The sequence below is a fragment of the Micrococcaceae bacterium Sec5.8 genome, assembly GCA_039636775.1.
GTDB lineage: Bacteria > Actinomycetota > Actinomycetes > Actinomycetales > Micrococcaceae > Arthrobacter.
Window position 1 is genome coordinate 917,818 of the sequence record CP143429.1, and the last position, 14,061, is coordinate 931,878.

The following is a 14,061-nucleotide window of genomic DNA, read 5'->3' on the forward strand; positions in this document are numbered from 1 at the left end:
CTCCTAGCTGAGGGCGGAGTAGACCGCGCGGGACACGGCCAGCCGGACGGGCTGGACGTCGGAGAGCTCCCGGCGGGGGTGGACCCGGTTGCTGAGCAGGACCACGCTGAGGCCGGCGTCGCGGTCCACCAGCAGCGAGGTCCCGGTGAACCCGTTGTGCCCCCGGGCGCCCGGGGAGCCCATCCACGCCGCCTGCCCGATCCGCAGTCCCAGCCCGTGGCCGTACCCGGCGCCGGAGCCGGGCAGGGACGCGCCCAGCACCGCCGGGAGCTGGTCGGTCCACATGGCGTCGGCCGTGGCGGGGGAGAGGATGCCGGGCAGGCCGGCCCGCAGCGCCTCGCCGAAGTCCAGCAGCGCCGGCGCCGTCCCGAACAGTCCTGCGTTGCCGGCGGGGCCGCCGAGGGACCAGGCCGCCTCGTCGTGCACGGTGCCGCGGATCATGCCCCGGCCGTGGTCGGGCTGGAACTCGGTCGCGGCGCTGCGGCCCGGATCCGGGAAGAAGGTCAGGGCGGTGTACGGGACCAGTCCGGAGAGGACATGCTCCCTGACCAGGTCCGGCCAGGATTGCCCGGTGGTCTGTTCGGCAAGGGCCATGATGGTGTTGAACCCGGCGCAGGAGTACTCAAAGCGTGTTCCCGGCGGGTGCGCGGGCTGCAGGGACAGCAGGTCCGCGATCAGGCTCGGCCGGTCGAACCGTGTTCCGGCGGCCAGCGGTCCGCGCCAGCCCTGCCAGATTCCAGGCAGCCCCGAGGTGTGGGTGAGGAGATGGCGGAGCGTCACCCCGGAGTGGCCCGCCGGGACCGGCACAGCCGCATCAAGGGCCAGTACGCCGCGGTCCACGAGAGCCAGTGCGGTGACTGCGGTAAAAATCTTGGTGACGGAGGCGAGATCGTAAAACGTCCCGGCGTCCGCCGCGGGGCGTTGTTCCGCCGCCAGTTCGACGCCGTCATCGCCGAAGCGGACGGCGTTCCCGGCTGTGATGACCGGCAGCCGTTCGCCGCCGACAGCGACGGCACAGACCGCCGACGGGGTGATGCCGCCGTCCACGGCAGCGTCGAGCAGGCGCTGGAGTTCCACCGTCAGCAGCCGGTCAACCCGGGCCATCAGTCCAGCGCCAGGCTGGGGCGGGCGGCGTCGGGTGCGTGCAGGGTGGCCGGGACCCCGAGCGGAATGCTGTGTGCTGCCGGGCCGTGGCCGAAGCCGAGTTCCCAGACGAGCGGAATCCCCAGCGGTGCGAGCAGTTCCACGCAGAGGTCCTCGACCTCGGCGAGGTCGCCGCAGTCCTGCCAGGAGCCCAGGGCGAGCCCGGCCAGTCCCTCGAACCAGCCGGCCCGCAAGAGTGAATGAAGCATCCCGTCGATTTTGTAGGGGGGTTCCGTGACGTCTTCGAGCAGGCCGATCCGGCCGGTGTTGTTCACCGGCCGTCTGCCGCGGGCGCCGAGGGTCATCGCGAGCAGGCTCAGGTTCCCGCCGGTCAGGAGTCCGCGGGCCGTACCCGGGACGAGGGTCCGGGCTGCGTCCGCCGTGTAGCGGCGGCCGGCGAACGGCTCCAGCACGGCCTGCTGCAGGCTGGCGGCCGCGGCGGGGTCATCGAGCAAGGCGCCGGTGGCGAGCATCGGCGTGAACCACGTGGGCATGTCCAGCTGTTCGGCCCAGAATTCGTGGATCCCGGTAACGTCCGAGGACCCGAACAGCGGCTTCGGGACGGCGGCGCGGAGCTTGTCGACGTCAAGCAGGTCCAGAAGGCGCACGGAACCGTAACCGCCGCGGATCACAAACACGGCAGCCAGCGCCGGATCACACCACGCCTCCTGCAGATCAGCGGCGCGCTGGGCGTCCTCGCCGGCGAGGTACGCCGCGCGGGGGTGGGTGGCCCGGAGGTTGCGCCCGGGCACCGGGACCAGGCCCCAGGATTCCAGCAGTGTAATGGACCGTTCCAGCATGGCCGGCTGCGGCGGCCCCGAGCTCGCCACGAGCCCCACCCGGTCGCCCGGCCGGAGCGGCGACAGGACTGTGACTGCTGCGGGGGCACCTGCCGGGGCGGGGGAGTTGGCCGGCGGTGCCGTCATGAGCCGGAGCCGATCGCGACGCTGGCGTCGTCCGCCACGACGTTGTTGGTGGGTACCACGCTGAGCAGCTTCCGGGTGTACTCGTGTTGCGGGTTCAGCAGCACGTCCTCCACCGCGCCTTCCTCGACGATCCGGCCCTCGAACATCACCACCACCCGGTCGGCGATATTCCAGGCCAGGCCGAGGTCATGCGTGATGACGAGGGCGCCCAGGCCCAGTTCGCAGCGCAGCCGCAGGAGCAGTGCCAGGATTTCGGCGCGCACGGAGGCGTCCAGGCTCGCCACGGGTTCATCGGCCACCAGGAATTCCGGTTCCAGCGCCAGGGCGCCGGCAATGACGACGCGCTGGCGCTGACCGCCGGACAGTTCCTGGGGGATGGCGGCCAGGAACCGTTCCGGCGGGTTCAGTTCCGCTTTCCGCAGCGCCGCGGCGACGATTTCCCGTTCGTTGCCCGGCAGCTTGTGCAGCCGCGGGCCCTCGGCGACCGCCTCGTAAACGGAGTGCTTCGGGTTCAGTGCTGCGGAGGGGTCCTGCAGCACGAACTGGACGCTGCGCCGGTAATCCTTCAGGGCCTTCCGGCGGTGCGAGAGGGCCTTGCCCTCGAACAGTACCTCGCCCGACGTCGGCCGCTGCAGGGCCAGCATGGTGCGGGCCAGGGTGGTCTTACCGGAGCCGGACTGCCCCACGAGCGCCACGATCTCACCGCGCCCACACCGCAGGTTCACCGCGTCCACGGCCTTGACGTTGCCGCCGCGGCCGGTGAACGTCACCGACAGGTTCCGGGCCTCGAGCACCACATCGGCCGGGTCCGGCGCCGTGAACGTGCCGGCCTTTTCCGCCGGTGTCGCGGCGGGGGCATCCGGTGCCGTGTAGCCGGGGAGCCGGAGCCGGGACGCCGGGTCGCCGATCAGCGGGAACGCGGCGGCGAGGGCCCGGGTGTGCGGGTGCTGCGGGTTGCGCATCACGTCCGCAGAGGGTCCGTCCTCTACGATTTTGCCCTGTTGCATGACGACGATCCGCTCGCAGGTGGCGGCGAGCACGGAGAGGTCGTGGCTGATCATGACCAGGGACAGCCCGCGGGAGGCCACCAGGGCGGTGAGGACGTTGAGGACCTGGGCCTGGACTATGACGTCCAGGGCGGTGGTGGGTTCGTCGGCGATGATGAGTTCGGGGTCGCAGGCCAGGGCCATGGCGATCATGACCCGCTGCTTTTGTCCGCCGGAGAGTTCGTGCGGGTAGGAGGCGCCCTTGGCCGGCGAGAGGTCCACGAGTTCCAGCAGTTCGGCAACCCGGGTGTCCCGTGCGGCGTCGTCCTGGTAGGGCAGCGCCGCGGCGTGGATGCGGAGTGCTTCGGTGATCTGGTCCCGGACCTTGCGGACCGGGTTAAGCGAATGCATGGCGCCCTGGAAGACGATGGAGGCTTCGGTCCAGCGGACGGTGCGCAGCCGGCCCCAGCTCAGGTCCGGCACGTTTTCCTCGCCGAGCAGGATGCTGCCCTCGACCTTGGCGTTGGCGGGCAGCAGCCGGAGCACCGACATGGCCAGGGTGGATTTCCCGCAGCCTGATTCCCCGGCAAGTCCCAGCGTGGAGCCGGGCTCGACGACGAGGTTGACGCCGTCAACAGCCGTCAGGGTGCGGGGGCCGTCCTCGCCCTGGGAGGCGTAGGTGACGCGGAGGTCCTTGAATTCAAGACGCGGCATTAGCGGCCTCTCAGGGTGGGGTTGATGACGGACTCGAAGGCGCGGCCCACCAGGGTGAAGCACAGCACCACGAGGACGATCGCGATGCCGGGGGTCAACACGAACCACCAGTAGCCGCCGGTGGCGGCGCCGGTGTCCAGGGCGGCCTTCAGCATGGACCCCCAGGAGATCTGCCCGGGGTCCCCCATGCCGAGGAAGGACAGGGTTGATTCGGCGATGATGGCCGAGCCGACGGTGAGGGTGGTGTTGGCCAGGACCAGCGGCAGCACGGCAGGCAGCACGTGTTTGCCGATGATGTGGGCGTCGGAGGCGCCCAGCGCCCAGCTGCGCTCAATGTAAGCGCGGGACTCCACGCTGAGGGTCTGGGAACGGACCAGGCGGGCGGTGCCGGCCCAGGAGGTGATGCCGATGGCGATCACAATCGTGGCGACGCCGGGTCCGATCACCGAGGACAGCACAATCGCCAGCACCAGGCTGGGGACCACCAGGAAGAAGTCGATGACGCGCATCAAGACGCCCTGGGTAACGCCGGTGAAATGCCCGGCGGCCATGCCCACCACGGTGCCGATCAGCATGGACACGGTTGTCGCTGCGAAGCCGACCAGCAGCGAGATCCTGGCGCCCCAGACCAGCATCGCCAGGACGGACCGGCCGGCAGGGTCGGTGCCCAGCGGGTTTGCCCACGTGGGGGGCTCGTTCTGCGCCGAGGTGATCCGGGTGACGTTAAGGGTTTCCTCCGGCGCCAGCAGCGGGGCCAGGAGGGCCAGCAGGATGACGATGCAGAGCAGGACCAGGCCGATCAGGCCGGCGCGGTTGGCGGCGAATTCCGCCCACACCTCGCGGAGGCGCTGGGCCCGGCGGGCGGCGGCCACACTGCGCCGGTCGTTCGTGAGCGTGCTCATGAGGCACGCAGCCGGGGGTCGAGGAGGCGGTAGACGATGTCGGCGAAGAAATTCATGAGGATCACAATCGAGGAGAAGACAACGAAGGTTCCCTGCAGCAGCGGGAAATCCGGGGCGGACAGGGCCTGGAACGTCAGATAGCCCAGCCCCGGCCAGGAAAAGACCGTCTCTACAGTCACAGCCCCGCCCACCAGCCCGCCGAGGGTCAGGAAGATCAGTGTCACGGTGGGCAGCAGGGCGTTGGGGACGGCGTGTTTGCGCCGCACCTCGTCCTCACGCAGGCCCTTGGCCCGGGCGGTGACGAGGTAATCGGAGCTCATCTCCTCCAGCAGGGAAGCCCGCATCACCATCAGGTACTGGGCGTAGACGACGGCCACCATGGTCAGGACCGGCAGGACCATGTGCCGGGCCACGTCCCAGGCGTAGCCCAGTCCGGTGGCCTGGACACCGGCCGTCACCATGCCTCCGGTGGGGAACCAGTGCAGCCCGCCGGCGAAGACCAGCAGCATCAGCAGGCCCAGCCAGAACGTCGGGACGGACCAGAAGACCAGGGCCAGGCCGGTCTGGGTCTTGTCGAAGCTGCTGCCCCGCCGCCACGCTGCCCGCTGCCCGAGCCAGAGGCCCAGGACGACGGAGAGCGCGGCGGCGGTGCCGGTCAGCAGCAGGGTGGGGCCGATCCGGTCCAGGATCAGCTCCATCACCGGCCGGTTGTAGGTGTAGGAATCGCCCAGTTTGCCCTGGAACAGGTCGGTCAGGTAGCGCCAGAACTGCGCCGGGAGGGGTTGGTCCAGGCCGTATTGCCGGCGCAGGATGTCCATCTGCTCCGGCGTGACCTGCCGGCCGTCGGCCAGGGAACGGACCGGGTCGCCGGGCAGGATGCGGAAGGCGAAGAAGCCGAGAAGGACCACCATGACCAGGGACACCGCCGCGCCGCCGGCTTTGGCGCCGATGTACCGCGGCCAGGAGCCGCCGCGCCGGGGCTCGTCGGTATCCTTCGCCGGGGCGGCGCCCGGAGGGACGGCCGGAGCGGGCACCGCCCCTCCCAGGACGGGTTCGTTGAGCGTTGATTCCATTATTACTCGCGGTCTCCTGCGGTGGCGCTGCGGCGGCGGTAGAGCACAAATCCGCCGGCTGCCAGGGCCAGGACCACGACGGCGGGCACGATCACCGCGGCCGGGTCGAAACCGGCCGAGGCCTGGTCAGTTCCGGAACCGGCGGCCATGCCCACCGGCGTGGCGCTGTAGTAACCCCACGGACCGTTCTGCCCGGTGATCACCCCGCCCACTTCCGGCTGCGTGACGAACGGCTGGAACTTATCCGAGCGGTAGGCCTCAAGCGTGTTCGCGTAGTACATGACGTTGTTGACGGCGGCGTTGTAGATCATTTCCTGCCCCTGCTTGACCAGGGCGCTGCGCTTGGCCTGGTCAAGTTCCTCGTGCTGCTGTTTGAAGAGGGCGTCGAACTCGGGGGAGCAGTAGTTGTTCTCCGACGTCGCGCCGGTACCGTCAGCGTTCGGGCGGGATGCGCACGTGTTGATGGAGAGCTGGAAGTCCGGGTCCGGGCCCATGCCCCAGCCGGTGAAGTAGAGGTCGTAGTTACCCACCACGGAGTCGTCATTGACCTGGGCGGAGGACTTCATGACTGTGGTGACATCGATGCCGACTTCCTTCAACCACGGCTTGATGTAATCGGCCATCTGCTGGTGCGTGGGATCGGTGTTGCGGCCCATCAGGCGCAGCTTGAGCGGGTTTCCGGCCTTGTCCAGGCGGATTCCGTCGGCGCCCTTGGTGTAGCCGGCCTTGTCCAGCAGCTCGTTGGCGCCCTGCGGGTTGTACTTCAGCGGCAGGTCCGTGGTGTCCCAGTTGTACTGGGGGTAGGCGAGCGGAACCTCGCCCGTGGCCTCCTGGCCGAGGCCCTGGAGGACTTTGTCCAGGAGGGTCTTGTTATCGATGGCCATCACGATCGCGCGGCGCAGTTCGACGTCGTGCAGGGCCGGGCTGCCATCGCCGATGGGGGTGTTGTCCGGGGTCTGTGTGCCGGGGTTAATGCCAACCGCCTGGTAGCGGCGGCCGGTGCCGGCGTTGGTGGTGATCCCGGGCTGGTTTTGCAGGGCCTTGAACTGGGCCGGGGTCAGGCCGCTGATCAGGTCCACTTCACCGGTTTTGAGGGCCTGGACCGCGGCGTCGCTGTTCTTGTAGGGCGCGTAAGTAATGCCGTCGATCTTGGCCTTGCCCTGCCAGTAGTAGGGGTTGGACTTCATGGTCACGCCGGCTGCCTTGTCATAGCTGGTGACTGTGAACGGGCCCGAGCCCACCGAATCCTTGTCGTTGGTGAATGTCGCCGGGTCTCCGACCTTGGACCAGACGTGCTCGGGCATGATCGGCAGCTGGGTTCCCGGGTTGGGTGCCTGCGGCGCCTTGAGCGTAATGACGAGCGTTTCTGCGTCCTTGGCCTCCACCGATTCAACGGAGGACAGGAGCGAGCCGTTGGCCTGTTTGAGCTGATCGTTCGTCTGGATGGCCTTGAAGGTCCAGGCGCCGTCCTGGGCGGTAATCGGTTTGCCGTCGGACCATTTGCGGTCCGAGGGCAGGTGGAACGTCCAGACCTTGCCGTCCGTGGAGGTCTCCCACGTGTCCGCCATGCTGGGGACGTCCTCGTTGTTCTTCGGGCCGTAGGCCACGAGCGACTGGTACTGCAGGGCGAGGATACCGGTGCTGCTGGCAAGGATTGCCTTGAAAGGGTTGAGCGAGTCAATGTCGCCGGTCAGCGCCAGCTTGAGGGTGCTGCCCGCCGGAGCGCCTGACGCGGTGGCCGCCGGAACCGACATGACGGCCGGGGCGAGGGCGACGACGGCGGCGGCCAGGAGCGCCGGAAGACGCACCCCGGCGCGGGTTGTGCCCAGGGTTCTCCCCAGCGGCGCTGGGCTTCCCGTCGGTGGTGCCGGTACTGTCGCGGTCCGTGTCGGTGTCATCGCGTTCCCCTAGTGGTTCAGTGATCAGCGTGGTGCTGTGATCTGTGCTTCTGATGGCGGCTGGCGCCGTGCCCCCGGCAGGGCCGGGAGGTACGGTTCAAGGTATCCGGGAGTTGTGTCGCGGATGTAACCAGCATGTAAATGAATTACCGGATTGAATAACGTGATGCAATTCACTTACGCTCACCCTATAGCCGAGGTGTTCAGAAAACCATCCAGGGAGACTCAACCGTGACCATCCATCCGTCAAGCACTGCTGCGGCGCCCCATCTGCCGACAGTGTTCGTTCCTCCCATCGATGCCGCTGAACTGTGCGCCCGGCTGATCCGGTTCGATACGACCAACCACGGAGAAGGCAAAAGCGCCGGGGAACGCGAGTGTGCCGAATTTATCGCCGCCCTGCTGGAATCCGCAGGCTACCGGCCCGTGCTGCTGGCACCCTCGCCGGAACGCGCCTCGGTGGTGGTGCGGATCGAGGGCACAGACAGGTCCCTGCCGGGCCTGCTGGTCCACGCCCACCTCGACGTCGTACCGGCCGAACCGGAGCAGTGGAGCCGGGACCCGTTCTCCGGTGAGATCGATGATGGCTACATTTACGGCCGGGGCGCCTCCGACATGAAGGACATGGTGGCCATGACCCTCGCGACCCTGCTCAACTGGTCGGCAGCGGGAATCCGGCCCTTACGGGACATCGTGGTGGCTTTTGTCGCAGACGAGGAGGACAAAGGCGACTACGGGGCGCTCTGGCTCGCAGCCGACCATCCCGAACTTTTCGCCGGCGTCGGGGCCGCCATCGGCGAATCCGGCGGCCACGCGACCGTCCTCACCGCCGTCGATGGCGCCTCCGTCCGGCTGTACCCCGTGGCGGTCGCGGAACGCGGGACCCTGCACATCCGGGTCCGCGCCGAGGGGAACTCCGGCCACGGCTCCCGCCCGGTGCCTGCGAATGCCGTCAAGACCCTGATCTCCGCGCTCGACCGGGTAGGTAACTACCGCTGGCCGCTGACCCTGACGCCTGCCGTGCGCACCTACATTGAGCAGACCTCAGCGGCGCTGGGGCACAACGCGGACCTGGCCACCGAGGCCGGCGTCGGAGTCGCCATTGACGCCATGGGTGCGGCAGGCACCGTGGCCGGGGTGACCATCCGCTGCTCGGCCACTCCCACGGTGCTCCGTGCCGGGTACAAGGTCAACGTCATCCCTGGCGTCGCCGAAGCCGACATCGACATCCGCTGCCTGCCGGGGACGGAGGAATCCACCATGGACACCATCGATGCGCTGCTGGGGCCGGGGATCACGCGGGAATTCCTCTCCCACCAGCCGCCCACCCAGTCGGACGCGGGGTCGCACTGGTTCGATTCGATGCGGCGGGCCCTGCTGCGGCACGACCCTGCGGCCGTCGTGGTGCCGTACTGCATGGGCGGCGGGACCGACGCGAAGGCTTTCGCCCCGCTGGGCATTTCCTGCTTCGGCTTCGCACCGCTGGGCGCCGACCCCGACGGCCGGACCGTGGACGGCGTGCACGGGGTGGACGAACGCGTTCCGGCAGCGAGTGTCCGCAGCGGGCAGCTGATCCTGCAGGACTTCCTGGAAAACGTGTGAGTGACCGGTGGGCAGCGCTGCTTGAGCCTCTGGCTGCGGACCGGGTGCGTGGCCGCACGGCGCCGGCGCTCGCCGTCGGCGTCTTCACCGCAGGAAACCTGCGCGCCGCCGCGTTGCGCGGCAGCATCGATGAGACCGGCCGTCCGCCGCAGGCTGATACCGCCTTCCGTATCGCGTCCTGCACTAAATCCTTCACCGCTGCCGCCGTCCTGATCCTGCGTGACCGCGGCCTCCTGGACCTCGACAGCGAGGTCTCGGTGCATCTGCCTTATCTCCGCCTGATCGGCCCGGAGAAGGACATGCCCGGTGGTCCGCTGACCGTGCGGATGCTTCTGACCATGTCCGGCGGGCTGCCCACCGACGACCCCTGGGCCGACCGGCAGGAAGCCATGTCCGGCGCCGGCCTCGAGGACCTGCTGAAAGCCGGGGTGCGCCTGGTCCGGGCGCCTGGAACAGGCTACGAATACTCGAACCTGGGCTATGCCATGCTTGGAGCCGTCATCGCGGCGGCCGCAGGACGCGGCTACACCGACGTGGTCCGGCAGGAACTGCTGGAGCCGCTGGGGCTGGTGAGCACCGGTTTCGACGCCGGCGTCCGCGCGGGCGGGGGAGTGGCCCGGGGCTATCGCCGGCGCCGCGAGCAGTGGCAACCGCAACCCTTCAGCGCACCCGGTGCCTTCTCGGCCATCGGCGGGCTCTTCAGCACCCTCACCGACCTGGGCCGCTGGGCGGACTGGCTTGCCGACGGCTTTGCCGACGGGACGGAACCCCCCGGGCAGCCACTGAGCAGGGCAAGCCGCCGGGAAATGCAACGGCTGCACCGGCCTGCCGGACCGGAGCGCCTCGTCACTGGTGGCACCGGCGGGACGGCCGGCGCCGGCGGTTACGGCTTTGGCCTCCGGGTCCTGCAGGACCCGGTCCGGGGACTGGTGGTCGGCCACGCGGGCGGGTATCCGGGGTTCAGCTCACACATGACGTGGCACCCTGCGAGCGGCACCGCCGTCGTCGGCTTCGAAAACGCCAGCTACGCGAAGGTGGGTGTCCTGGTCCGCGAAGTGCTCGCCGCGGCACTTGAGAATGCCGGCGAAGCCCCTCCCGGGGGCATCCTGCCCGGCGAAGCCCGTCCCGCCGGACACCCTCCTGCCGATCCTGCGACGCCGGCGTCGGGGGAGCCGGCAGGGACCGGCGCAACCCCGTGGCCTGAAACGCTCGAGGCGCGCGCCGTCGTCGAACGGCTCGTCCACGCGTGGGATGACGGACTGGCGCGCTCGGTGTTTGCCAGCAACGTGGAGCTGGATGAGGCGATCGAGGACCGGCGGGAGCGGCTGCAGCTGGTGCTGGCCGCGGTGGGGCCGCTGCGGCATGGCGCCCCGGAACCCGGCTTCAGCGAGACAGCGGCGCGGCTCGAATGGGTGATGCCCGGCGACCGCGGCGGCCTCCACTGCGAGTTGTCGATGACGCCCGAGGCGGTGCCCAAGGTGCAGAGCCTGACCTTCGCGGCGGTCGCGTCCACGCCGGCCGATGATTAGCGCCGGTAAGGACATAGAATCCGAGAACCCGGGGCGGCTGGCGCGCCGGGACTACAGGGCAGGGCCCGAGCCCAGGGAGCCGTACGTGAGTATCCAGTCCACCATTCATTCCCTGATGCCCTCGCTGGCGCCTGCAGCCCGGCGCGTTGCCGAGGTGATCGTCACCGATCCGGGCGTTGTGCTGGGCCTGACAATCTCTGAACTCGCCACGATGTGCAACACCTCCGAACCCTCCGTCGTGCGGTTCTGCCGCGCCATCGGCTTCAGCGGCTACGTCCAGCTCAGGCTGGCGCTGGCCACCGAAATCGGCCGCGAGCACAGCTCAGGGGCGGTGGGCAAGAAGTTCGGCGAAGACATCCGGCCGGAGGATTCCCTCGCCGATGCCGTCGCCAAAGTCCGCTACACCGAGACCATGGGCATTCAGGAGACCTTGGACGGCCTTGACCTCGACGTCCTCGGCACCGTGGCGGAGAAAATCAATGCCGCTCCGCACACACTCATCTACGGGGTGGGTGCCGGGGCCATCGTCGCGGACGATCTCCGGTACAAACTTTTCCGGATCCGGCGGCAGGCGACCTCGTTCCGGGACCAGCATGATGCCCTGATGGGGGCATCCCTCATGGGCCCCGAGGATGTGGCCATCGCCTTTTCGCACAGCGGCCGGACCCGGGAGACGCTGGAGTTCCTCCGCCGGGCGAACGCTTCCGGGGCGGCAACGGTGGCGGTCAGCAATGCGGCCGCGTCGCCGATCGTCCAGGAAGCAGACCTCAGCCTGTTCACCGTGGTGCGGGAGACCGCGTTCCGATCCGGCGCCATGGTGTCCCGGATAGCCCAGCTGTCCGTGGTGGACTGCCTCTTCGTCAGTGTCGCCCGGCTGAGTTACGGATCCACGCTGGAGGCGCTGGAGATCACCCGCGAGGCCGTCCTGGGGCGACCGGGGCCGAGGCCGTAAGCGCGTCTTGGCGGCGGGCCGCCGTCGGCGCCGGGATGAACCGGCGTTCGCGCCGGTTTCTGTGCAGTATCACGAAAGGAGATGGCCTGATGGCGGATGAGGTGATCCTGGTGACCGGGGCCACGGGTAATGTCGGGCGGGTCGTGGTGGAACACTTGCTCACCGCCGGCCGGAGCGTCCGTGCGGCCGGCCGCAGTGCCGAATCGGTGCGCCGGATGTTCGGGCAGCGGGTGGACGCCGTTGCCTTCGATTTCGCGGACGAGAGCACCTTCCCTGGCACGTTCGACGGGGTCCACGGAATGTTTCTGTTGCGCCCGCCGCAGCTGGGCAAGCCAAAGACGCAGATCATCCCTGCCCTGGAGTACGCCCGTGCCTGCGGGGTCGAGCAGATGGTGTTCCTTTCCATCCAGGGTGCGGAGAAGAACAAAGCCGTCCCGCACGCCGCCATCGAAGCGTGGCTCCGCGGCTCCGGTGTTGCCTGGACCTTCGTGCGGGCGTCCTTCTTCCACCAAAACCTTGCCACCACCCACGTGAGTGATATCCGCGACCGTGACGAACTCGTGGTTCCCGCCGGCCGGGGCGGCACCGCGTTCGTTGACTGCGAGGACGTCGGCGCCGTCAGCGCCGCAGCACTGCTGAATCCCGCCGCGCACCGCAACACCGCGTGGACCGTGACCGGGAACGAAGCGCTGACCTACGGACAGGTTGCCCAAATCCTGGCAGACGAACTTGGCCGGCCCATCCGGTATGCCCGGCCCGGTATCTTCCGCTACCTCGGGCATGCCCGTCGAACCCTGGGAATGACCTGGGCGATGGCCTTCATCACCGCGGCCATCTACACCTCAGCCCGGCTCGGACTGGCCGGCGGCTTGTCCGATTCGGTGCGCCAAGTCCTGGGCCGGGACCCGATCAGTTTCGCCGAATTCGCCCACCGGGAACGGGGCACCTGGCAACCGACTCCGCCGCCGGTGCGCTGATCCCGCCCTGGGCCGGCTGGCTCCACCCAGCCCATGCCAGCGCGGGGCCACCCGGACCCATCCCCGCTGCTGGAGATGGACCGCAGGTGACCCCGCGCAAGTGTTCGTGCTGCTGGGTGGTTGAAGGCTAGGAAGCGGCCGCCGTGCCGTAGGTCTGCTGGATGACGGAGCCCCAGTACGGGCCGTACATCGTGGTGGAGTTTGTGCCGTAGCCGTAGCTGTTGACCGAGTTCTGGTAGCCGGTGGAGCTGGAACCGATGAACCACGGGCCGCCGGAGGATCCGCCGGTCATGTTGCACGGGATGCCCTGGGTTTTGAACTGCGGGTTGTAGGAGTCGTTGGTGGCGGTGCCGCTGCAGCTCTTGAGCGACTCACCGTTGAAGGGTGCAGCCGCCGGGTAACCGTAGGACTTGTAGCTCAGGCCGCGGGCGGCGTTGAACTGCACACCCGACGCGCCAACCACGTCTGCCAGTTTCTGGCCGTTGAGGGTGTTCAGGACCGCGAAGCCGGTGTCGTAGGTCATGTCGCCGCCGGAGCTCCACTGGGTCGGGGCGTAGAGGGCCTTGGCTGTCCACTTGCCATAGGGAGCGGCGCCATTGAGGTAGGCCGGGACAAAGGTGAACTTGGTAGCAAAAGCGCCCGGGCCCTCGTTCACGCAGTGCCCCGCCGTGGAGACGGTGCTCTTGTTCGCGGACGAGACGGAGTTCCCCGAGCACACGTAGTTGGCGCCGCCGAGAGTGAAGAAGATCTTGCCCACGTGCTTGACCGGGGTCTCGCTCGCGTTGGCCCTGGTTTGGATTTCCTTGGACTGGACGCTTGGCGCCAGGGCCTCAACGGTGCTCGGCGCACCCGCCTCGGCCGGGCGGTTCAGTGCGGCTTTGGCCCAGGCTCCCCGCTGCACCGCCTTGTCGGCCAGCACGTCTCCGGGGATTGCGGTGCGCATCCGCTCCTCCGTCCAGTAGTCGGCAGCGCCGGTCTCGACGACGGCATGGCTGCTGACGCCCGACGTCTCGGCTGGCGCCTTGCCCGGCACCGGAGCGGCGCTCGCTGCACCCGCCGCGCTCAAGGCCAGCAGCGCCGCCGCGGAGAGGCTGAGGAGGCTGGTGGCCAGAGTCGTTGGAGTTCTCATGGGTGTCCTAACCGGTGGAATGCGGGGCGGCCGCCCGCAGCGGCCGCTGTGATGGAACGAAACTACGGCACTATGACCGGCTTGTAAAGCCTCTTGTCAATTTCTGTCATGCCGGATTCCTCTCGTCACGGAGGCCGGGCCCCTCGACGCCGGTAGGCGGCAAACCTGCTCCCTCGGGTAAGTTAGGAACGTTGAAATGGCACAAAATTCCGGAATACCCAGACCTTCAG

Annotated in this window: 11 protein-coding genes; 4 read left to right on the top strand and 7 right to left on the bottom strand. The window is 68.7% G+C overall.

What is annotated here, in order from left to right; all coding sequences use genetic code 11:
* Positions 1 to 3: 3 nt before the first annotated feature.
* The 6 genes from VUN84_04255 to VUN84_04280 are packed head-to-tail and all read right to left on the bottom strand — an operon-like array spanning position 4 to position 7,642.
* Positions 4 to 1,104: a serine hydrolase domain-containing protein gene (locus tag VUN84_04255; protein ID XAS64894.1), complete on the bottom strand. Its 1,101-nt coding sequence runs from the start codon at positions 1,102 to 1,104 to the stop codon at positions 4 to 6.
* The gene (locus tag VUN84_04260; GenBank protein ID XAS64895.1) at positions 1,104 to 2,069 is read right to left on the bottom strand and encodes an LD-carboxypeptidase; all 966 of its coding nucleotides are present in this window, start codon (positions 2,067 to 2,069) and stop codon (positions 1,104 to 1,106) included. Before VUN84_04260 ends, VUN84_04255 begins: the two co-directional genes overlap by 1 nt.
* Positions 2,066 to 3,769, bottom strand: coding sequence for an ABC transporter ATP-binding protein (locus VUN84_04265; protein XAS64896.1), 1,704 nt, complete (start codon positions 3,767 to 3,769; stop codon positions 2,066 to 2,068). Before VUN84_04265 ends, VUN84_04260 begins: the two co-directional genes overlap by 4 nt.
* Entirely contained in the window at positions 3,769 to 4,671 is a 903-nt protein-coding gene (locus tag VUN84_04270; protein ID XAS64897.1) for an ABC transporter permease, read from the bottom strand. Before VUN84_04270 ends, VUN84_04265 begins: the two co-directional genes overlap by 1 nt.
* Positions 4,668 to 5,744, bottom strand: a complete 1,077-nt coding sequence (locus VUN84_04275) for an ABC transporter permease (protein XAS64898.1) — start codon at positions 5,742 to 5,744, stop codon at positions 4,668 to 4,670. The genes VUN84_04270 and VUN84_04275 overlap by 4 nt, the downstream gene beginning before the upstream one ends.
* Positions 5,745 to 5,746: 2 nt before the next feature.
* On the bottom strand, positions 5,747 to 7,642 hold the full coding sequence (locus tag VUN84_04280) for an ABC transporter substrate-binding protein (GenBank protein ID XAS64899.1): 1,896 nt from the start codon (positions 7,640 to 7,642) through the stop codon (positions 5,747 to 5,749).
* Between the two features lie 231 nt (positions 7,643 to 7,873).
* Between VUN84_04280 and VUN84_04285 the strand changes: the two genes are divergently transcribed.
* The 4 genes from VUN84_04285 (at position 7,874) to VUN84_04300 (ending at position 12,702) form a co-directional block, all read left to right on the top strand.
* On the top strand, positions 7,874 to 9,244 hold the full coding sequence (locus VUN84_04285; protein ID XAS64900.1) for a M20/M25/M40 family metallo-hydrolase: 1,371 nt from the start codon (positions 7,874 to 7,876) through the stop codon (positions 9,242 to 9,244).
* A complete protein-coding gene (locus VUN84_04290; GenBank protein XAS64901.1) occupies positions 9,241 to 10,773 on the top strand; it encodes a serine hydrolase domain-containing protein in 1,533 nt (510 codons plus the stop codon). Before VUN84_04285 ends, VUN84_04290 begins: the two co-directional genes overlap by 4 nt.
* An 85-nt stretch (positions 10,774 to 10,858) precedes the next feature.
* Entirely contained in the window at positions 10,859 to 11,725 is an 867-nt protein-coding gene (locus VUN84_04295) for a MurR/RpiR family transcriptional regulator (GenBank protein ID XAS64902.1), read from the top strand.
* Positions 11,726 to 11,814: 89 nt separating this feature from the next.
* Positions 11,815 to 12,702, top strand: coding sequence for an NmrA family NAD(P)-binding protein (locus tag VUN84_04300; protein ID XAS64903.1), 888 nt, complete (start codon positions 11,815 to 11,817; stop codon positions 12,700 to 12,702).
* Between the two features lie 127 nt (positions 12,703 to 12,829).
* On the opposite strand, the gene VUN84_04305 is transcribed toward VUN84_04300, so the two are convergent.
* Entirely contained in the window at positions 12,830 to 13,831 is a 1,002-nt protein-coding gene (locus tag VUN84_04305) for a hypothetical protein (protein ID XAS64904.1), read from the bottom strand.
* Positions 13,832 to 14,061: the final 230 nt, after the last annotated feature.